The 18,622-nt window shown below is 67.3% G+C and carries 16 protein-coding genes; 9 read left to right on the top strand and 7 right to left on the bottom strand.

The genetic code is table 11. From position 1 onward, the window contains the following. Positions 1 to 16: 16 nt before the first annotated feature. From C3Y92_RS20660 to pseF, 4 genes are read right to left on the bottom strand one after another with little or no spacing between them, the layout of a single operon-like run. Positions 17 to 766, bottom strand: a complete 750-nt coding sequence (locus C3Y92_RS20660; RefSeq protein ID WP_129356093.1) for an SDR family NAD(P)-dependent oxidoreductase — start codon at positions 764 to 766, stop codon at positions 17 to 19. Next, a complete protein-coding gene (locus C3Y92_RS20655) occupies positions 763 to 1,701 on the bottom strand; it encodes a class I SAM-dependent methyltransferase (protein ID WP_129356091.1) in 939 nt (312 codons plus the stop codon). Before C3Y92_RS20655 ends, C3Y92_RS20660 begins: the two co-directional genes overlap by 4 nt. Then, the gene (locus C3Y92_RS20650) at positions 1,685 to 2,764 is read right to left on the bottom strand and encodes a PseG/SpsG family protein (RefSeq protein ID WP_129356089.1); all 1,080 of its coding nucleotides are present in this window, start codon (positions 2,762 to 2,764) and stop codon (positions 1,685 to 1,687) included. Before C3Y92_RS20650 ends, C3Y92_RS20655 begins: the two co-directional genes overlap by 17 nt. Beyond that, positions 2,727 to 3,407, bottom strand: coding sequence for a pseudaminic acid cytidylyltransferase (gene pseF / locus C3Y92_RS20645; RefSeq protein WP_129356087.1), 681 nt, complete (start codon positions 3,405 to 3,407; stop codon positions 2,727 to 2,729). The genes C3Y92_RS20650 and pseF overlap by 38 nt, the downstream gene beginning before the upstream one ends. A gap of 186 nt (positions 3,408 to 3,593) precedes the next feature. Here pseF and C3Y92_RS20640 point away from each other — a divergent pair, with 186 nt between their 5' ends. From C3Y92_RS20640 to C3Y92_RS20600, 9 genes are all read left to right on the top strand, one after another. After that, entirely contained in the window at positions 3,594 to 4,451 is an 858-nt protein-coding gene (locus C3Y92_RS20640) for an N-acetylneuraminate synthase family protein (protein WP_129356085.1), read from the top strand. A gap of 43 nt (positions 4,452 to 4,494) precedes the next feature. After that, entirely contained in the window at positions 4,495 to 6,024 is a 1,530-nt protein-coding gene (locus tag C3Y92_RS20635; RefSeq protein WP_129356083.1) for a PfkB family carbohydrate kinase, read from the top strand. Positions 6,025 to 6,033: 9 nt separating this feature from the next. Beyond that, positions 6,034 to 6,999, top strand: a complete 966-nt coding sequence (locus C3Y92_RS20630; protein ID WP_129356081.1) for an ornithine cyclodeaminase family domain — start codon at positions 6,034 to 6,036, stop codon at positions 6,997 to 6,999. Then, the gene (locus C3Y92_RS20625; protein WP_235669722.1) at positions 6,953 to 7,576 is read left to right on the top strand and encodes an SIS domain-containing protein; all 624 of its coding nucleotides are present in this window, start codon (positions 6,953 to 6,955) and stop codon (positions 7,574 to 7,576) included. The genes C3Y92_RS20630 and C3Y92_RS20625 overlap by 47 nt, the downstream gene beginning before the upstream one ends. Positions 7,577 to 7,591: 15 nt before the next feature. Further along, entirely contained in the window at positions 7,592 to 8,665 is a 1,074-nt protein-coding gene (locus tag C3Y92_RS20620; protein ID WP_129356079.1) for a radical SAM protein, read from the top strand. 40 nt (positions 8,666 to 8,705) lie between these two features. Beyond that, complete coding sequence (locus C3Y92_RS20615) at positions 8,706 to 10,424, top strand: B12-binding domain-containing radical SAM protein (protein ID WP_165352187.1); 1,719 nt, start codon at positions 8,706 to 8,708, stop codon at positions 10,422 to 10,424. Between the two features lie 143 nt (positions 10,425 to 10,567). Beyond that, positions 10,568 to 12,100: a B12-binding domain-containing radical SAM protein gene (locus C3Y92_RS20610; protein WP_129356075.1), complete on the top strand. Its 1,533-nt coding sequence runs from the start codon at positions 10,568 to 10,570 to the stop codon at positions 12,098 to 12,100. A gap of 16 nt (positions 12,101 to 12,116) precedes the next feature. Then, positions 12,117 to 14,087, top strand: coding sequence for a hypothetical protein (locus C3Y92_RS20605; RefSeq protein ID WP_129356073.1), 1,971 nt, complete (start codon positions 12,117 to 12,119; stop codon positions 14,085 to 14,087). 27 nt (positions 14,088 to 14,114) lie between these two features. After that, positions 14,115 to 15,425, top strand: coding sequence for a DUF4910 domain-containing protein (locus tag C3Y92_RS20600; protein WP_129356071.1), 1,311 nt, complete (start codon positions 14,115 to 14,117; stop codon positions 15,423 to 15,425). 15 nt (positions 15,426 to 15,440) lie between these two features. On the opposite strand, the gene C3Y92_RS20595 is transcribed toward C3Y92_RS20600, so the two are convergent. From C3Y92_RS20595 to C3Y92_RS20585, 3 genes are all read right to left on the bottom strand, one after another. Next, complete coding sequence (locus C3Y92_RS20595) at positions 15,441 to 16,781, bottom strand: class I SAM-dependent methyltransferase (RefSeq protein WP_129356070.1); 1,341 nt, start codon at positions 16,779 to 16,781, stop codon at positions 15,441 to 15,443. A gap of 78 nt (positions 16,782 to 16,859) precedes the next feature. Further along, positions 16,860 to 17,942 carry a sialate O-acetylesterase gene (locus C3Y92_RS20590; RefSeq protein WP_165352186.1) on the bottom strand — a complete coding sequence of 361 codons (1,083 nt, stop codon included), beginning with the start codon at positions 17,940 to 17,942 and terminating at the stop codon, positions 16,860 to 16,862. A gap of 128 nt (positions 17,943 to 18,070) precedes the next feature. Next, positions 18,071 to 18,613 carry a hypothetical protein gene (locus C3Y92_RS20585; protein ID WP_129356066.1) on the bottom strand — a complete coding sequence of 181 codons (543 nt, stop codon included), beginning with the start codon at positions 18,611 to 18,613 and terminating at the stop codon, positions 18,071 to 18,073. Positions 18,614 to 18,622 lie beyond the last annotated feature (9 nt).

The following is an 18,622-nucleotide window of genomic DNA, read 5'->3' as shown; positions in this document are numbered from 1 at the left end:
TCCTGTTGCGGCGGGCCTAGAAGTAGAGGCCGCCGTTGACGTTGATGGTCTGGGCCGTAATGTAGGCGGCCTCGTCCGAGGCCAGGAACACCACGGCGTCGGCCACTTCCTGCGGGGTTCCCAGGCGCTTGGCCAGCACGTTTTCCACGGCCTTTTGCACCACCGGGCTTTGCAGGCCCGCCTCGCCCATGTCCGAGGCGATGACGCCGGCGGCCACGGTGTTGCAGCGGATGCCCCACTGGGCCCCGAACCGGGCCGTCACCTGGCCCAGGGAGATCAGTCCGGCCTTGCTGGCCGCGTAATGGGCCGTACGGGGGCCGCCGTACTGGCCGCTGACCGAGCCGATGTTCACCACGCTGGCCCCGGCGCTTTGGCGCAAAAGGCCCAGGCAGCGCTGGGTGCACAAAAACGGCCCCCTGAGGTTGACGGCCATGACGGCGTCCCATTCCTCGGGGGTGATGCGGTCGAAATCGTTGGGATGGTTGATGCCGGCGTTGTTGACCAGGATGTCCAGCCGGCCTTCCCGGGCGGCGATGTCGGCGGCGGCGGCGTCGATGGAGGCGGGATCGACGACGTCAAGGGGCAGGGTCCGGGCCTGGCCGCCCCGGGCGGCGATGTCGGCCGCCGTGGCCTCGGCCCGGGCCGGGTCGGCGACCCAGGAGAGGATCACCGCGGCGCCCTGGCCGGCCAGGGCCAGGCTGACGGCCCGGCCGATGCCGCGTCCGCCGCCGGTCACCAGGGCGATCTTTCCTTGCAGTCTGTTCATGGCGCGTCCTGTTGTTGTTTGCGGCCGACCACAAGGAGCGTGCGGCCCATTCCGGCCCTGGCGAAACCTTCGTGCAGGGCCTCAAGAAGGCGGCTGTTGCCGCTGCCAAGAAGCGCCAGCTCCAGGGCTTTGCGCATGGCGTGACATTCCCTGCCCAGGGCCGGATCGTCCAGATAATTTTTGCCCATGAGCAAAAAGAGTTCCATGGGAAAGGAAACAGCGGCGTGGCAGGGCGCAAATCCCGTGCGGCGAAACAGTCCCTCAAGGCTGTCGCGGTCGAAATAGTTCAGGTGGTGCGGCGGGGCCACCCACCAGGGGCGAACGCCCAGATCCTGGTGCAGGACGCGCTGGACGGCGGTGTAGTCGTTGGGGACGCTGACGGCCAGCAATCCACCGGGATTAAGGGCCGTGCCGCACAGGCGCAACATGCCGGCGGGGTCGGGCAGATGCTCCAGCACCTCGCCCAGATGGACCACGTCGAACCGGCCAAGCCGGGCCGCGCAGGCCGGGCCGAAGGTCTCGCAGTCCACCGCCAGCCCCAGGGATCTGGCGTGGGCGGCGGCCTTGTCCGAGGGCTCGACGCCCCGGGCGGCCCAGCCCAGCGCCTTGGCCCGGGCCAGGAAAAACCCGTTGCCCGCGCCCACGTCCAGCAGCGAGCCGACCCGGCCCAGCAGCCGTTCCAGCACGGCCAGCCGGGCGTCGCCCGTGGCCTCCAGCCATTCCCGGTCCTCCAGCTGGTGCTGGAGCATGAGCGGCTTGTCCTTGACGTGGTAGTCGTGCTTGTAAATGTCGCGCAGGGCGTCCTCGTCGGGAATGGGCACGACATGGCGGAAGCCGCAGGCGGCGCAGTCGATGACGTCGAAGCCGTCCCGGCTGTGCAGCACCGGGCCGTGGTGGCCGTTCCAGCGCCGGGGCGCGTCAGGGTCGTTTGTCACACCCGTTCTCCAGATGCCGCGTCAGGGCGGCGGCGATGTTGGCCGCGCCGTCGCCAAGCCCCAGCGCCGCCGCGTTTTCGCGCAGCCGCGCCCGCAGGTCGGGCCGGCCGAGCAGCGCTTCCAGGGCGGCGGCGATCTCCCGGTCCGTGACCGTGTCGTGGCGGCCCAGGGACACGGCCGCGCCGGCCCGGTCCAGGGCCGAGGCGGACAGGGCGTGGTCGTCGGTCAGACACAGCAATAGTTGCGGGACGCGGCAGGCCGCCAGTTCGTAGGCGGTCATGCCGAAGGCGGCCACGGCCAGGTCGCTGGCCCGCATGAGCCCGGCCATGTCGCGCACATCGCGGCGCACCACGACGTCTGGCCCGGCCAGGGCGGCCAGCTCCCCGGCCCGGGCGTCCAGGGCCCCGGCCACCACGGTGGTTTGCCGGGGCTGGGACAGCGGCCCAAGCACGCGCAGCACGCGCCCGGCCAGGCCGCAGGGATCGCTGCCGCCCATGGCCACGAGCAGCCTGGGCCGCCCCGGATCGGGTTCGGCCGTCGGCGCGGGGTCCTTGGGGCGGGCAAACTCACGGCGCAGGGGAACATATTCCCAGCCGCGCAGCACGATCCCGGAAAATCCTGCCCAGTCCAGGGCTTGGGTTTGGGGCACGGGCGGATAAAAAACCAGGTCGCAACGTAACCTGTTGGCCGTGGGATCGTCGAGGGCGGCCAAAAAGACGCCCCGGGCCCGCAGCCGGTCGAAAAAAGCCGGGTCCAGGTCGTGGCGCAGGTCCAAAACCGCCGCCGCCGGGGCGCGGTCCGGGTTCCAGCGGGAAAAATCGTCCGCCCGTTCCAGGCGCGTCACGGCAAATTCCCCCAGCCTGGGCAGGACGTCGTCGTCCCCCCGGAACACGAACCGGCAGGCCGCGCCATGGCCGTCGCGAAGGGCCCGGGCCACGGCCAGGCAGCGTTCCACGTGGCCAAGGCCCAGGGCCCGGGAGCCTTCGCAGAAAAAGGCGACCTCGGGGCCGGGGGGGGCCGCCGCGTCAGGGCTGGCGGAAAGCCTGGAAGAGCCGTTCGGCAATGGTCCAGTCCTCTTCGGTGTCGATGTCCACGGCCATGTGGCGGGGCACGACGTAGGGGAGGTTGCGGGGCTTTGTCCGGTCGGGCGGAATGTCCGCGAGTTCGTGCCAGTAGAATTGGGCCGCGTCATGGTAGAACGTCGGCAGATCCTGGGACCGGCTTTCCCGGTATTCGGGAAAGGCGTAGCCCACGCCGCCGGCTTCGTCCAAGGCCAGGGCGCGCAGGATCGGGTAGGCGAAAGTCGTGACGGCCAGGACCACGTTGGCCCGTTCCCGGCGCAGCAGCGCCTGGCCGCCGGCGAGGTTTTCCGCCGTGACAAAGGGGTTGGCGTAGAGCTGGCAGAACCGGTCCGGCCGGCCCCAGTGGCGGGTGGCCCAATCCAGGGCGTGGTCCACCACCGGGGCCGTGGCCACGTAATCCCCGGCCAGCTCGGCCGGCCGCAGAAAGGGCGTTTCGGCCCCGTGCTCGCGGGCCACGGCGGCGAACTCCTCGCTGTCGGTGCTGACGAGCACATGGTCGAAAAGCCCGCTTTGCAGACAGGCCTCTATGGCATAAGCGATCAGGGGCTTGCCCAAAAAGGGGCGTATGGACTTGCGCGGGATGCGTTTGCTGCCGCCGCGCGCGGGGATGATGGCGATTTGCATGGCAAAGGGCTCCCTGCCGGTGGTTGTGCGGGCCTGCCTGGCCTGCCTATGCAATATCCGATCCGCGTAAAAAAGTGGCATTCGTTATGCATGTTGCGTAGCGGCCGACACGCCGGGCAGCCTGGCGGGCCGGCCGGGGCGGTTTGCCCCGGGCCCCAACAATCCGGCCGGACCTGGAGAGGCGCCATGCCGACGCCGATGTTTATCGCGGAAGTATCCAGCAACCACGCGCGCGACTTCAAGCGCTGCGTGGCGTTTATCGAGACGGCCGCCGCCATCGGCTGCGACGCCGTCAAGTTTCAATTGTTTAAAATTGATGCCTTGTTCGCGCCGGAAATTCTGTCGCGCAGCCCCGAGCACCGCCGCCGTCGGGAGTGGGAGCTGCCGGAATCGTTTATTCCCGACATCGCGGCCTGCTGTCAAAACCATGGCGTCGCTTTTTGGTGCACGCCCTTTTACCTGGAGGCCGTGGACCTGCTGGCCGGCCATGTGCAGGCCCTCAAGGTCGCGTCCTACGAACTGCTCTGGACGGACCTGCTGCGGCGCTGCGCCGCGACAGGCAAACCGGTGGTGCTGTCCACGGGCATGGCCGACCTGGAAGAGGTCGGCCGGGCGGTCGCCGCCCTGCGCGACGCCGGTTGCGACGACCTGTCCCTGCTGCACTGCGTGTCGGGCTATCCCGCCCCGGCGCGGCAGGCCAATCTTGCCGCCATCGCGACCCTGCGCGAGGCCTTTGGCTGTCCGGCCGGCTGGTCCGACCATACCGTGGAGGAAGGCGTGGTGCACCGCGCCGTCCACCGCTTCGGCGCAAGCCTTGTGGAATTTCATCTCGACCTGGACGCCGCCGGGGCCGAATACGCCGCCGGGCACTGCTGGCTGCCCCGGCAGGCCGAGGCCATGATCCGGGCCGTGCGCCTGGGCTGTCTGGCCGACGGGGACGGCGTCAAGGCCCCGGTCGCGGCGGAAGCGGCGGACAGGCAATGGCGGGCCGATCCCGTTGACGGGCTGCGGCCGCTGCCGTGCGTGCGCCAGCTTTGGACCTGAAGGCCGCCCGCAGGACGCGGGCGGCGCAACAAGGAGATTGAGGATGTCCGCTGTCGAAAGAAAGATCAAAACCATCGCGGAGCTGGGAGAGATCGCGGCGTCCTTGCGCAAACAGGGCAAGCGGGTGGTGCTGTGCCACGGCGTGTTCGACCTGCTGCACATCGGCCACATCCGCTACCTCACCCAGGCCAAGGAGCACGGCGACGTGCTCATGGTCAGCCTCACCCCGGACCGGTTCGTGGACAAGGGGCCGGACCGGCCGGCCTTCACGGAATCCCTGCGCGCCGAGGCGCTGGCGTCGCTTGGCGAGACCGACTATGTCGCCGTCAACGAATGGCCCACGGCCGAACAGACCCTGCGGATCATCCGGCCGGCGGTCTACGCCAAGGGCGACGAATTCAAGGACGTGGCCTCGGACCCGGCCGGCAAGATCGGCCCCGAGGCCGAGGTGGTGCGCGAAATCGGCGCCGAGCTCGTCTTCACCTCGGACATCGTGTTCAGCTCCTCCAACCTCATCAACAAATACATCGCCAAATACGGCGAGGAGATGGACGAATACCTGCGGATGTTCCGCAAGCGCTACCCCCTGGCCGAGCTGCTGGGCAAGCTTGAGGCCATGCGCGATCTCAAGGTGCTGGTGGTCGGCGACACCATTTTGGACGAATACCAGATCACCGCCGCCCTGGGGAAATCGTCCAAGGACCCCATCCTGGCGCTCAAGTACCTGTCCCATGACCTGTACGCCGGCGGGGCCCTGGCCGTGGCCAACCATGTGGCCGGATTTGCCGGCGAGGTGGGGCTTTTGACCATGCTCGGCGAGACCCAGCGGCACGAGGGCTTCATCCGGGACCGCCTGCGCCCCAACGTGACGCCGCATTTTTTCACCCGCCCCCAGGCCCCCACGACCCTCAAGCGTCGATTTATTGACGAAGGTTCCCTCAACAAGGTGCTGGAAATCTACGTCATGAAGGACGACCCGCTGCCGGCCGAGCTCGACGCGGCCCTGTGCGACAGGCTGCGCCAGCTTCTGGCCGGCTACGACATGGTCATTGTCGCGGATTTCGGCCACGGCATGGTGTCCTCGGCCATGGTCGAGGCGCTGGCCGCCCAGGCCCCGTTTCTGGCCGTCAACACCCAGGCCAACGCCGGCAACCGGGGGTTCAACACCATCGGGCGCTATCCGCGGGCGGATTTTTTCGCCCTGGCCGAGCACGAGCTGCGCCTGGAAACCCGCGACCAGGTCAGCGAGGTGCGCCCGCTGCTGGTCGAGGTCGGCGGCCGGCTGGGCGTGCGGGCCGCCCTGGTCACCCAGGGGGCGCGGGGCTGTTCGCTGTGGACGCCCCAGCGGGAGTTCGTCCGGGTGCCGTCATTTTCCTCCACCGTGGTGGACCGGGTCGGGGCCGGGGACGCCTTGTTCTCCGTGGCCGCCATGGCCTGCTTCATGGACGTGCACGAGGAGCTTGTGGCCTTTTTCGGCAATGTCGCCGGCTCCCTGGCCGTGCGCATCCTGGGCAACGACAAGTTCGTGGACCGCAGGTCCATGAAAAAATACATCACCGCCACCATGAAATAGGTTGCCGCCATGCCCAGCAAGTACTCGCGATTTGACCGCGACGCCCTGCGTCTTTTGCCCCTTTCGGAGCGCCGCAGCCTGCTTGGGGTCGATGTCGTCGCCGCGCCCACGGCCAGCGAATGCGTGCATCCCGCCTTTGAACGTGTGGCCGAGGCGCTTGGCGAGGCCCGGCGGCGCGGCGCGGCCCGCATCCTCATGCTCGGGGCCCACGTGCTGCGCTCGGGCATGCAGCGTTACCTGTTCGATCTGATGGAGCAGGGCTACGTCGACTGCGTCGCGGTCAACGGGGCCTGCGCCATCCATGACTTCGAATTCGCCCTGGCCGGGCGCACCACCGAATGCGTGGCCACGTACATCGCCCAGGGCCAGTTCGGCCTGTGGCGCGAGACGGGACGCCTCAACGACATCGTGGCCCAGGGCGTGGCCGACGGCCTGGGCTTCGGCGAGGCCGTCGGGCGGCACATCCTGGAAAGCGGCCTGCCCCACGCCGACCTGAGCCTTTTCGCCCGGGCCTACGCCCTGGACATTCCGGTCACCGTCCATGTCGGCATCGGCTACGACATCGTCCACGAGCACCCCAACTGCGACGGGGCCGCCCTGGGCCGGGCCAGCTACGACGATTTCCTGATTTTCGCCCACGCCGTCCAACGCCTGGAGCACGGGGCGGTCATGAATTTCGGCAGCGCCGTCATGGCCCCGGAAGTGTACCTCAAGGCCCTGGCCATGGCGCGCAACGCCGACCAGGCCCGGGGCGACGGCCAGGGCATCCGCCGCTTCACCACCCTTGTGTGCGACATGCACGAGCTTCCGGAAGACTTCGGCGTGGAAGCCCCGCGCACCAGCGCCGCCTACTATTTCAGGCCGTGGAAGACCATGTTGGTCAGAACCGTAGCCGACGGCGGGAGGAGTTATTATGTACGAGGACTGCATGCCCAAACCATCCCCCAACTGTGGACTGCCCTCAACGGCGGCTGACGCGGCCATGTGGCGGCAGCATACCGACTCCCTCCAGGCCTGCCTGGGCGCTCTGGAGGTCACCGGCGCGGCGGCCAGGCCCCTGGCCGGCGACGCGGCCTTTGCCCACTGGCGCGACGTGACCGTGAACCTGCGCCGGGCCGGCCGGGTGATCTATCTGGTCGGCAACGGGGCCAGCGCCTCCATGGCCAGCCATTTCGCCGCCGACCTGGCCAAGAACGCCCAGGTCCATACCCAGGTGTTCACCGACCTGGCCCTGCTCACCGCCGTGGCCAACGACGTGTCCTTTGACCAGGTCTTCGTGGAGCCGCTGCGCTCGCGTCTGGTGGCCGGGGACATGCTGGTGGCCATCAGCAGCTCGGGCAACTCGCCCAACGTGGTCAACGCCTGCCGGTACGCCAACGAGATCGGGGCCGCCGTGGTCACCATCTCGGCCATGGGGCCGGACAACGCCATCCGCGCCCTGGGCGACCTCAATTTCTGGATTCCGGCCAACAACTACGGCATGGCGGAAACGGGCCACGCCTGCATTCTCCACTACTGGATGGATTCCGTTTCGACGAAAAGCACCTTCTAGCCAGGACAGGGCCCAATGGCGCGCGATGCATTCCGGATAGACTCCCACAAGCTCTTGCTGCACCCCCGCCGCGTCGCCGACTGGCTCGAAGGCGAGGCCATCTATCCCCTGTACATGGAACTGAGCCCGGCCGGGGCCTGCAACCACCGCTGCCGGTTTTGCGGGCTGGACTTCGCCGGCTACCGCCCGGACTTCATGGACGCCGATATCCTGGGCCAACGCCTGGCCGAGATGGGGCGTCTTGGCGTCAAAAGCATCATGTACGCCGGCGAGGGCGAGCCGTTCATGCACCGGCGCATGGCCGACATCGTCCGCCAGACCAAGCAAGCCGGCATCGACTGCGCCATCACCACCAACGCCGTGCTCATGAAGCCCGCCGTCAGCGAGGCCATCCTCGGGGACACGAGCTGGATCAAGGTCAGCCTCAACGCGGGCAGCCCCGAGACCTACGCCGCCGTCCACGGGACCAAGGCCCGGGATTTCGACACGGTCATGGGCAACCTGGAGGCCGCCGTGGCCATCCGGGCCCGCCAGGGCGCGGCCTGCACCCTGGGCGCGCAGATCCTGCTGCTGCCGGAAAACGCGGCGGAAATCCCGTCCCTGGCCGGCCGCTGCCGGGATCTGGGCCTGGACTACCTGGTGGTCAAGCCCTATTCCCAGCATCCCCAGGGCGAACAGGCCGCCTACAAGGACATCGTCTACGGCCAATACGCCGCCCTGGCCGAGGAAGTGAACGCCTACGCCACCGACGCCTTTTCCGTGGTCTTCCGCCTCGACGCCATGCGCGCCTGGGACGCCAAGCGCCGCCGCTACGACCGTTGCCGCGCCCTGCCGTTCTGGTCCTACATCGATTCCCGGGGCAACGTCTGGGGATGCAGCGTCTACCTGGGGGACGAGCGCTTCCGCTACGGCAACATTTTCGAGGAAACCTTCGAGGCCATCTGGACCGGTGAAAAACGCGCCGCCTCCCTGGGCTGGTGCGCCGAGAGCCTTGATCCGGCCGCCTGCCGGGTCAATTGCCGGATGGACAAGATCAACGATTACCTGTGGGAACTGCGCCATCCCAACGCCCACGTGAATTTCATCTGAACCCGCGCCCGAGGGTTTCGCCAGCATGACCGGAGACCGCATGAACCTTGCCCTGATAAACGTCGTCATGGATGGAGACTACCAATACGAACAGGAAGTGCCGCTGGGCATTTGCAGCCTCGCCGCCTTCCTGCGCCAGAAGGGACGCCAGGCGTCCATCCACCAATGCTTCGCCAGCCGGGGCCAGGAGCAGATCGACCGGGCCGCCGCCGTGGAGGCCGACGTCTACGGCTTCCAGCTGACCATGGTCAATTTCGCCGCCGTGCGGCAGGTGGCCGCCGCCGTCAAGGCCCGCCGGCCCGAGGCCCGCGTGCTGGCCGGCGGCCCATTTTTGTCCATGCTCTACGAGGACATCCTGGCCAGCGAGTCCGCCATCGACGCCATCGTCATCGGCGAGGGCGAATACACCACCCTGGAATTCCTGGAGGCCCTGGACCGGGGCGAGACGGATTTTGCCGGCATCCAGGGCCTGGCCTGGCGCGACGGGCACGGCGGCGTGCAGACCAATCCCTTCCGCAAGCCCTGCGAGGATCTCGACGCCCTGCCGTTTCCGGCCCGGGACTTCCTGGAGCAAGGGCAAAAAGATCCGGTGGACGGCGGACTGCGCGAAAGCGTGCGGGTCATCACTTCGCGCGGCTGCATCGGCAAATGCAGCTTTTGCTGCGTCAACCTGTATTCGCGCATGTACAAGGGCAAACGCTGGCGGGGCCGTTCCCCGGGCCATGTGGTGGACGAGCTGGAACTGCTGGCGCGCGACTACAAGGCCAGGCTGTTCAATTTTTCCGACAGTTCCTTCGAGGACCCGGGCGAAGCGGGCAAGCGGCGGGCCAGGGCGATTTGCCAGGAAATCATCAGGCGCAAGCTTAAGATCTCCGCCAAGGTCTACATGCGCTGCGAAACCATGAAGACCGAGCAGGACATGGCGCTTTTGCGCCTGTACAAGCAGGCGGGCATCGACGTGGTCATCATCGGCGCGGAAGCCGGCTCGGACCAGGAGCTGGCCATCTACGAAAAGCACGCCAGCGCCGAGGACAACTACCGAACCGCCCTCATGCTCAAGGACATGGGCCTGTTCTATGTCCTGGTGGGCTTTATCATGTTCGGCCCGTACTCCACCGGGGAGACCCTGCGCGCCAACATCGAGTTTCTCCGCAAATGCGGCCTGGCCTGCAGCGTGCGCTCCCTCACCAACGTGCTCATGCTGGTGCGGGCCTCCAAGCTCTACCATCGCCTCAAAAGCGAGGGAAAGGTGATCGAGGCGAAAAACTACTGGGAACAGCCCACCTACGTCATCGAAGACCCCGTCGGCCGCCGGGTCTCCCTGCTGTGGGAAAACATGTTCGCCCGCTATCCCCACGTCCTGGAAATGGATTCCCTGCAAATCAACATCGGCAACCTCGTCGCCCGCATGACCAATCCCATGAACCGGGCGGTGCTCGACGCCTTCCGGGAGGAGTTCCAGGCCTTCAAGGCCAGCTTCAACCAGTACGAGCACGATCTGGGCGAGCGCAATTACCGCCATTTCCTGGCCGTGCTCGACGGCGTGGCCCGGGGCGACTCCGACGAAGCCTTAAACGCCCTGTTCCACCAGTTGTTCGTGGTCGAATACGCCGAGATCAAGCAGCGCTATGCCCGGCTCTACGAGGCGTTTTTGGGCAGGATCAGCGACGCCGGATTTGGCCTGAGCGGCCTGGTGTTTAAGAATTTCACCTCAGCCCTCAGCATGGACGACACCAAAAAAGTCGCCGCCGCCGGCTAGTGTCGCGCCCCTTAGAAAGTCCGAGTTTTTTTCAAGAAATTTACAGGACTTAGGCTGTTGTCCGCGAATTGTCCCCTGAGCCGTTCGTGGAAGCGGCACGAGACGCCGCCGCGCCCCCGGCCCCGGCCGACAAGGATGTCTGCATGAAAATCCTCTTTGTCTTCTATGAGATCCCGGCCGCGCCGCCGAGCTATCCCCTCGGGCCGGGGTTGCTCTCCGCCTTGCTGCGCCGCGAGGGGCACGAGACCCGCGGCCTGCACGTTCATGAGGAACTGACCGAAGAGGCCCTGGCCGGGATTGCCGAGCAGGCCGCCGCCTTTGGCCCGGACCTGCTGGCCTATTCGTTTTCCTCGCCGTCCTTCCCCTATATCGGCCTCATCGCCGAACGTCTGCGGGCGGCCCTGGATGTGCCTTCGGTGTGCGGCGGGGCCCATCCCACCCTGTATCCCGACGAAACCCTGGCCAGCGGGCTGTTCGACTACGTCGCCGTGGGCGAGGGCGAGATCTCCATGCCCGCCTTTGTCGACGCCCTGGCCTCGGGCCGGGACCCGGCCGGCGTTCCGGGCATCTGGTCCAGGCGCGACGGCCGGGAGGTGCGCAACCGCCTAAACCCCCTGGTGCAGGACCTGGACGGGCTGGCGCACACCGACTACGAACTTTTCGGACCCGAGTTTCTCGAAAAGACCACCAAGGACGGCTGGCTGCGGGCCATTTCCTCCCGGGGCTGCCCCTATTCGTGCAGCTACTGCCACACCCCCCTTTTCCGGGAACGCTATTCCCGCCACATCGGCCTGCCCCAGTCCAAGCTGGGCTACCTGCGGATGCGCGGCGTGGACGACATGATCGACGAGATCAACGCCCTGGCCGAGCGCTACGGGGTGACGGTGATCAATTTCATGGACGATCTGTTTTGCCTCAACCGGGAGCGCACCCTGCGTTTTTGCGACGCCTTCGAGACACGGGTTCCGGGGCACGTGGGCTACTCCATCCAGACCCATCTGCTGCACATGGATGAGGAGGTGGCCCTGCGGCTGCGGCAGTCCCGCTGTCTGCGCGTGGTCGTCGGGCTGGAAAGCGGCAGCGACAGGATTCTCAAGCTGCTGCGCCGCAAGGCCAACGTGGCCCAGTCCCGGGCCAAGCTCGAACTGCTGGCGGCCACGGGCTACCGCCTGGGCGTGTGGACCCTCAACATGCTCGGCATGCCCACGGAAACCCTGGACGAAATGCTCCAGACCCTGGCCCTGAACGCCCAGGTGCTGGCCGACCGGGTCAAGGCCAACGTCTTCACCCCCTACCCGGGCAGCGCCATGTACGCCTTTTGCGAGGAACACGACCTGTTTGACGGCAGCGGGTCGGTTGAATTCCAGGACCGCTGGGTCACCAAGCTGCGTTTTCCCCCGGCCGAATATGCCTTTTTGGAAAAATTCTACGACATCGGCCACTGGTACATGAACCGGCTCGCCCCCCTCGGCCTGGAACAGGAATTTTCGGCCCTGATCCATGAGGCGGAGCAGATCGGCCCCGGCCAATGGGACGGCGCGCGCCACGACCTGCTGCGGCGCGGCGACGCGGTCTGCGACCGGCTGGCCCGCCACGACAAGCAGCATTACCGCTTCGTGCTCCAGGGCAAGGTCACGGCCGGCACCATCGGCCTTTACGGCTGCCCCGAGCAGTGAGCCGGGCGGAGTCTCCATGCTGTTGCACCATTTCCATTTTCCTTACGACAGGGCCGTGCGCGTCACGGCAGAGCAGCTCGACGCCGTGGTGGACCACTGCCGTGCCCAGGGCTATCGCCGGATCGGCGTCTACGGCCTGGGCGAGGCGGGCCTGGCCCTGATCGCCCGGCTGGACCGGGAGGCGGACCTGGACGCGGCCGCCTGCTTCGACCAGCGCCACGACGTCGTGGCGGGCCAGACGCCGGGACGGACCGTGCTGCCGCCCGAGGCTCTGGCCACGGCCGGCCCCCTGGACTGCCTGGTCAACACGGTTCCGCCGACCTACCTCGTGGACGTGGCCGAAACCGTGGCCGCCCTCGCGCCCGGCCTGCCGTTGCTGAGCCTCTACGATCCGTGGCGCTACCTGGACGAAGCCCCCGACTATCCCTACAAACTCTATCTGCAGCTCTCCCGGCCCGTGGCCGGACCGCCGGAAGTCGCCGCCCTGGCCCGGGCCATGCGGGACAGGCTGCGCCGGGCCATCGCCCGGGCCCACGAGGCCAAATCGCCGCCGCCCGGACCGTTGGCCGCCGCCTGGGACGCTGTTGTCGCCGCCGAAGGCCGCTCCCTCGGGCAGCATCTGGAATCTCGTCTGCGCCAGTGCCTGGAAGCGCCGGACGGCCAGCGCGCGCCGGCCCTGCTGGCCCTGGCCGAGGCTTTTCCGTTTTTTGTCGTGGCCAGGGACGCGGCGGCCTGCCTGCTCGTCCAGGCCGGGGACCACGCCGGTGCGGCGGCGGCCTTCCTGCCGGCCCTGGACGAATATCCCTGTTGCCCCCGCACCCGGGCAAAGGCGGCCGAGCTGCTGCTGTTGGCCGGCGACGCCGACGGCGCGGCCCGGACGTCCCGCCAGGCCCTGGCCCTTGGCGCAAGTGCCGACGGCCCCCTTGCCCCGGACGACCGGCCGGCCGTGTTGGCCAAATGGCGGCGCCGGCGCGTCTCGCCGCCGCTGGAAAAGCGCGACGCCGTCAAGCTGCGCATCACCGCGCCGGTGTGGGGAGCGCCCTATCTCGACCTGTTCATGGGGGCCACCGTGCCCTCCTTGCTGGCCTCGGGCAACATCCCCCAGGCCGCCGCCCGCCACGACGTGTGCTTTACGCTCTACACCCGCCGCGCCGACCGAGGCCGCGTCGAGGCCTACCCCGCCTGGCGGGAGCTGGCCTCCCTGGTCCCGGCGGAAATCGTCGCCGTCGAGGAGGTGGCCGCCGCTCCGGGATTCGAGGCCGGCAAGTACGGCTCCATGTCGCTGTACCAGGCCGACGCCCTGCGGCGCTCCAGGGAGGAAGGCCGCTTCACCTTCCTGACCCTGGGCGATTTCCTGTTTTCCGACCGTTTCTTGGAACGCGCCCTGGACTATGTCCTGGACGGCTGCGACACGGTGTTTTTCCACTCCACCCGGTTCCGGCACGACGAGCTCATGGCCCGCGTCGCCGCCCGCCACATCCGGGGCAACCGCATCGAGATCTCCGCCGCCGAGCTCATGGCCCAGGCCCTGCCGCTGTTGCACCAAAGCCAGGTGAACTACCTGCGCCGGACCGACCTGCCCCATGTGCCCAACACCTATTACGCCGAGGGCGCCGGCGGGGCGCTTATCGCCCACGTGTTTTCCCGCACCCCCCTGCTGTTAGCCCCCCTGGCCGAGAACCTCCGGAGCCTTGTCGGCCTGGACGTGGATCTGCCCTATGCCGCAACCGACGGCGGCCTTGGCCGTTACGCCCTGGTCGGCGACACCGGCGAGCTGGCCTTTGTCGAACTTACGCCGTCCGAGGCCGAAACCGCGACCCACGCCCCAGGCGAACCCGACGACCGGGCCTGCGCCCGCTGGCTGCGCGACAACACCGATCCCTTGAGCCGCTATTTCGGGGCCCATGCCTTCGTGTACGCCCCCCAGCCCGGCCCGGCCGCCTTTAGCGCCGCCCTGGCCGCCCGCATCAACCGCCTGCTCGCCTAGGGCGGCATCCAAAGGACCGTCCAATCCATGGCCGACACGATAACGCCGCCCACGCTGCCCCCAAACGCGTCCATGATCCAAATGATCGAGGCCCTGTGGCGGTTGCCCCGCGACCTGGTGTCCGAGGGCTACGACGACGCCCTGCGCGCCCTGGCCGGCCAGCTGCCCATGACCATCCACGAGTATCCCACCGGCACGCCCTGCTTCACCTGGACCGTGCCCGAGAAATGGCATTGCCGCGAGGCCCGGCTGGAGACCCTGGACGGCCGGGTGCTGCTGACCAGCCGGGACAATCCCCTGCACGTCGCGTCCTATTCCACGCCCTTTCGCGGGGAAATCACGCGCGAGGAACTCCTGCCCCGGCTCCATGTCCATCCCCGGTTGCCCGACGCGGTGCCGTTCCGGTTTTTCTACTATACCCGGGACTGGGGCCTGTGCTGCACCCAGGCGCTCAAGGACTCCCTGGCCGAGGCGCGCTACCGCGTGGTCATCGACGCCGCCTTCTCGCCGGGAACCCTCAAGGTGGGCGAGGCCGTGCTGCCCGGCCAAAGCGACGACTGCTTCGTTTTCTGCGCCCACCTGTGCCATCCGGCCATGGTCAACGACGACCTCTCGGGGGTGGCGGTCGGCATCGACGTCATGCGCCGCCTGGCCCGGCTGCCGCGCCGCCGCTACACCTACCGGCTGGTGATCCTGCCGGAAACCATCGGCTCGGCGGCCTATCTCAGCCACAACGAGGCCTTGATTCCGACCATGCGGGGGGGATTGTTTCTGGAGATGCTCGGCACGGGGCACGGCCACGTCCTGCAGAAGTCCGCCCCCGGCGACTCGATCATGGACCGATGCGCCGCCCTGGCCCTGCGCGACGACGGCCGGGAGCACGCCGTCGGGGATTTCCTCACGGTCATTCTCAACGACGAGCGCATGTTCAACGCTCCCGGGATACGCGTGCCCATGGCGTCCTTGAGCCGGACCCTGCCCCAGGGGCACCCGGAGTATCCCTTCAACGAGTACCACACCAGCCTCGATTGCCCGGAACGTCTGGTCCCGGGCAGCCTGGAGGCCTCGCGGGATCTGGTCCTGGCCATCGTGGACATGCTCGAATACGACCATGTTCCGACGCCGCTTTTCAAGGGGGAGCTGTGCTTTTCCCGCTACGGCTTTGATTACGCCCGGCTCAAGATGAGCCTCATGCAGGTGCTGTTCAGCCTCGACGGCCAGACGTCGGCCGTGGACATCGCCCGCAAGACCGGGTCGCCCTTTGCCGTGGTCAGGGAATGTCTGGAAGGCATGGCGGCCCACGGCCTCATCGACAAGGCCTGGCCGACGCCGGTCTGACGGGAGTTTCGACGGCTACGTGCGGGGCAAGGCCTCGGCGCACAGGTCCTGCATCAGGCGCAGGAAACGGCCCTTGGCCAACACCGTGCCGCCCAGCCGCCGAAACGGCTCCAGCTGGGCCATGATGGCCCGCTGGTGGGCTTCGGAGGCCACGACCAGCACGTCGACCTCCTCGGCCAGGGTCGCGGCGTCCGGCAGCTGCCGCACCGTGATTCCCTCAAGGGTGGTTCCGGCCTTGGCCGGATCGTTGTCGTAGATCCGGCCAAGCCAGGTCTTGAGAACAGGCTGGCGCGCCAGCATGGCCGCCACCTCGCCGCCGGCGGGCAGGCAGGCCGCCCGGCCGGACAGGATGGCGCGCAGGACGTCGCCGTCCACCCAGGGCACGATGTCGGCCCGCCCCAGTCCCATGAGGACCGGATCGTCACGGTCGGCGATCACCAGGGTGGAGCAGGCGGCCTGGAGTTCGGCCAGGGTGCGCGGCGCGGGCCGGGTCGGAATCGGTCCCGCTTCCGGTCCGGCCGGGGCGCGGGTGGTCCACAGGCAACGCGTGCGCGCGGCGAGATGCGGAAAATCGGCCAGCAGGGCGCGGGCTTGGGGCCCGTCGGGGCCGATGGCCAGGCCGGCCCGAAGGCCGGGTTCCACGCCGATGAAGACATGGTCGCTTGGCGGGGCGAAGGGGACGTCGGCGTCCTTGCGCAAGGCGACGTGGATGGAGGCCTGGGAACAGGCGTGGGAGGCGGCGACGCGGTCGATATCCGGCTGGGAGGCGTTGTCGCGGATGATGGCGTCCAGGCGCTGGACAACGTCTTCGTCGGCCACCTGGAAATCGGTCACGGCATAGCCGTTGTGTTCGGCCAGGCGAAAAAAGAGCTTGGGCTGATAGTTGAAAAAGCCATGGTGCAGATAGCCGCTAAACGGCAGGATGTGCAGCATGACGCCGCCGACAGCGCACAGCTCGTGGACGGATTTAAAGAAATTATACTGATTAAGGATGTGTTCGGACGTGCCTAGATTGAAAATGAGATCGTATCGCCCCTGCTGATCCTCGGCCACGCTATCGCGGTTGAAGTCGAAAAACGTAAATGGCTGCTCGCCGCAAACCTCGTAGCAGACATAGTCGATGCCGAAACGCCGGCAAACGTCCCCAAGATAGCAATGCTCCAGAAACGGCGCGAGGTCGTCGGCCGCACGCCCCGTGTCCGGGGCCAGGGCGTCCAGGAATCCGGCCAGGGCCGCCGCGTCGCCATGGCAACGCAATTCGGAAAGCCCGATGTCGAGCAGACGCGCGCCCGGCCGCAATCCGAGGGCCGCCTGCTTCCCGGCGAGATAGCGAAGCGTGGCGTTGGTCAGTCCCATGGGCGTCTCCTTTGGCGGCGCTCGGCAACGGTTCGGGGCGTCGTCAGCCAGGGGCCGGCCTGCCGGGCGACGTGAAGCTCACTCCCCAAACGCCCCCCGACACGTGCCCTCCCGCAAAAAGGCATCCACGACAGGGAACCAGAGCTCGCCATGGCGCGTCAACCCTTCTGCGCCGAAATCGGCCACACCGACCCAGTCAGGATTGTCGCGGATGACGTCCGTATCCGGGCCGGCGCAGGCCAGGCCCTGGGCGGCCAGGGCCGCTTGGGCCTGACGCACTGGCTGCTGCGCGTAAGGTGTTTCGTTTTTTAAGGAATTATGGGCGACAAACCAGGGGATGCCCGGCGCAATTTTGCGGCTGGCGGTAATCAGGCTCTTGATGTTTTCAAAGCTCTTTTCCTGGGAAAAGTTCCACATCACATCGGATTCGCCCTGATGCCATAAAACAGCCCGATACGTTCCCCGGGCCAGGGTCTGTTCGAAAAGCGGCCAGCATTCCCCTGACGCCGGATTCCAGCAGTCGGAGTTGGTGGCGTCCCGGGCCACGTTCACGAATGCCACGGGAACCTGATATTTCGCAGCGAGCAGGTCGCCAAGGCGCATCCAGCAGACATTGGCGGTGATGGCGGCATCGGGTCCGGTAAAGACCAGGCGGTCGACGACGGGCTTGCCTTCCTCGGCTTTTACCTTGTCCAAATCCCCGTGGTAGTCGTTGACGGCCACCATGCCCGTCTGGCTGGCGTGGCGCTTGTGGCTCAGATCGGTGCTGACGGCGTTGGATTGGCCCGCCACCAAAAAGACTTCGCCGACGCCGACGCGCCGGCAATCCTTGGCGGCATCCGCCTTGTCCAGGGGCCGCGCGCACAGGTCGTAAAGCCCCCCGGAAACCTTGGGAAAAGTCCCCGTGGTCTTTCCCTTGCCCAGGGTTTGCCGCAATAGCGGCGGCTTTTGCCCGGGACGCGACAGCGTCACCTCGGTCTTGGGCCCACCTGGCGCAAGGGCGAAGCGCAAATCGGCGACGCCGTCGCCGTTTCGCTGCAAAATGGTGTTGGCTGGCGGGGTAGTCCACCCAGCGCCTGCGGCCGACGCACCCTGGGCCGCGAAAGAGAGAACAGCGACGAACAGCGCAAGGCCGGCGACGTATTTGTGAGCATGCTGCATGGGTTGCCTTCTCATTCGCCGTAGGAGTCCGGCGTCACGGATAGATCGAACAATCCGACGGTTTCCAGATTGCCGCCCCAATACTTAGGCTGGTTTTGCGGAGCGATCATTTTAATGGTCATGACATTTTAAAAAAATACTATATTATCCTTATGCCAAAGCTGCGCTCCCTGTCCCTGCAGCTCGATTTCCACGGTCACCTCGAACTCTTCGTCCGACCAGCCGTTTTCGACGCAGCGCAAACACAGGGACTGCTGTTCGCCGATCGCCGTCCAGCCTGCGTCGGTCCGGGACATCCGGAACAATTCCCGACGCATGTCGCCCATGGCCTCATTGACGGCGATCACCGCCCCGGGGCCGCGCAAACGCGGATAGAAAACGGCCCCCTCCGTGCTCTTGCGCAGCCGCACCCGCACGACCGCCTTGTCGCCGCGCGGTGAAAGCACCGACCAGCCGTTCTCCGAAGCCGGCGTGTCCACGGCGTCGAAGGCCTCGAAGTCCTGCTCAATGTTGGAGCAGGCCAAGAGCCTGGTCTTGGCCGTCGGCGCGCTCCGGCCGGGAAGGACCAGCAGACACCACGCCTCGTGCCATCCCGGTCCCGAGGCGGTCAGAAAGACCAGACCCACGACGAGCAACCCCAGCAGGAAAAAAGCTTGTCGCGTCGCCCTCACGTCCTGTCC

Origin of the sequence: Solidesulfovibrio carbinolicus, from assembly GCF_004135975.1 — a bacterium.
GTDB lineage: Bacteria > Desulfobacterota > Desulfovibrionia > Desulfovibrionales > Desulfovibrionaceae > Solidesulfovibrio > Solidesulfovibrio carbinolicus.
The sequence above is the reverse complement of the archived record's forward strand: the minus strand, read 5'-3'. Positions and strand labels throughout refer to the sequence as shown.

What these genes read in the sequence shown, in the direction of transcription:
- C3Y92_RS20660 (WP_129356093.1), bottom strand. Translation starts at nt 766, where the DNA reads ATGAACAGACTGCAAGGAAAGATCGCCCTGGTGACCGGCGGCGGACGC.
- pseF (WP_129356087.1), bottom strand. Translation starts at nt 3,407, where the DNA reads ATGCAAATCGCCATCATCCCCGCGCGCGGCGGCAGCAAACGCATCCCG.
- C3Y92_RS20640 (WP_129356085.1), top strand. Translation starts at nt 3,594, where the DNA reads ATGCCGACGCCGATGTTTATCGCGGAAGTATCCAGCAACCACGCGCGC.
- C3Y92_RS20635 (WP_129356083.1), top strand. Translation starts at nt 4,495, where the DNA reads ATGTCCGCTGTCGAAAGAAAGATCAAAACCATCGCGGAGCTGGGAGAG.
- C3Y92_RS20630 (WP_129356081.1), top strand. Translation starts at nt 6,034, where the DNA reads ATGCCCAGCAAGTACTCGCGATTTGACCGCGACGCCCTGCGTCTTTTG.
- C3Y92_RS20625 (WP_235669722.1), top strand. Translation starts at nt 6,953, where the DNA reads ATGCCCAAACCATCCCCCAACTGTGGACTGCCCTCAACGGCGGCTGAC.
- C3Y92_RS20620 (WP_129356079.1), top strand. Translation starts at nt 7,592, where the DNA reads ATGGCGCGCGATGCATTCCGGATAGACTCCCACAAGCTCTTGCTGCAC.
- C3Y92_RS20615 (WP_165352187.1), top strand. Translation starts at nt 8,706, where the DNA reads ATGAACCTTGCCCTGATAAACGTCGTCATGGATGGAGACTACCAATAC.
- C3Y92_RS20610 (WP_129356075.1), top strand. Translation starts at nt 10,568, where the DNA reads ATGAAAATCCTCTTTGTCTTCTATGAGATCCCGGCCGCGCCGCCGAGC.
- C3Y92_RS20605 (WP_129356073.1), top strand. Translation starts at nt 12,117, where the DNA reads ATGCTGTTGCACCATTTCCATTTTCCTTACGACAGGGCCGTGCGCGTC.
- C3Y92_RS20600 (WP_129356071.1), top strand. Translation starts at nt 14,115, where the DNA reads ATGGCCGACACGATAACGCCGCCCACGCTGCCCCCAAACGCGTCCATG.
- C3Y92_RS20595 (WP_129356070.1), bottom strand. Translation starts at nt 16,781, where the DNA reads ATGGGACTGACCAACGCCACGCTTCGCTATCTCGCCGGGAAGCAGGCG.
- C3Y92_RS20590 (WP_165352186.1), bottom strand. Translation starts at nt 17,942, where the DNA reads ATGCAGCATGCTCACAAATACGTCGCCGGCCTTGCGCTGTTCGTCGCT.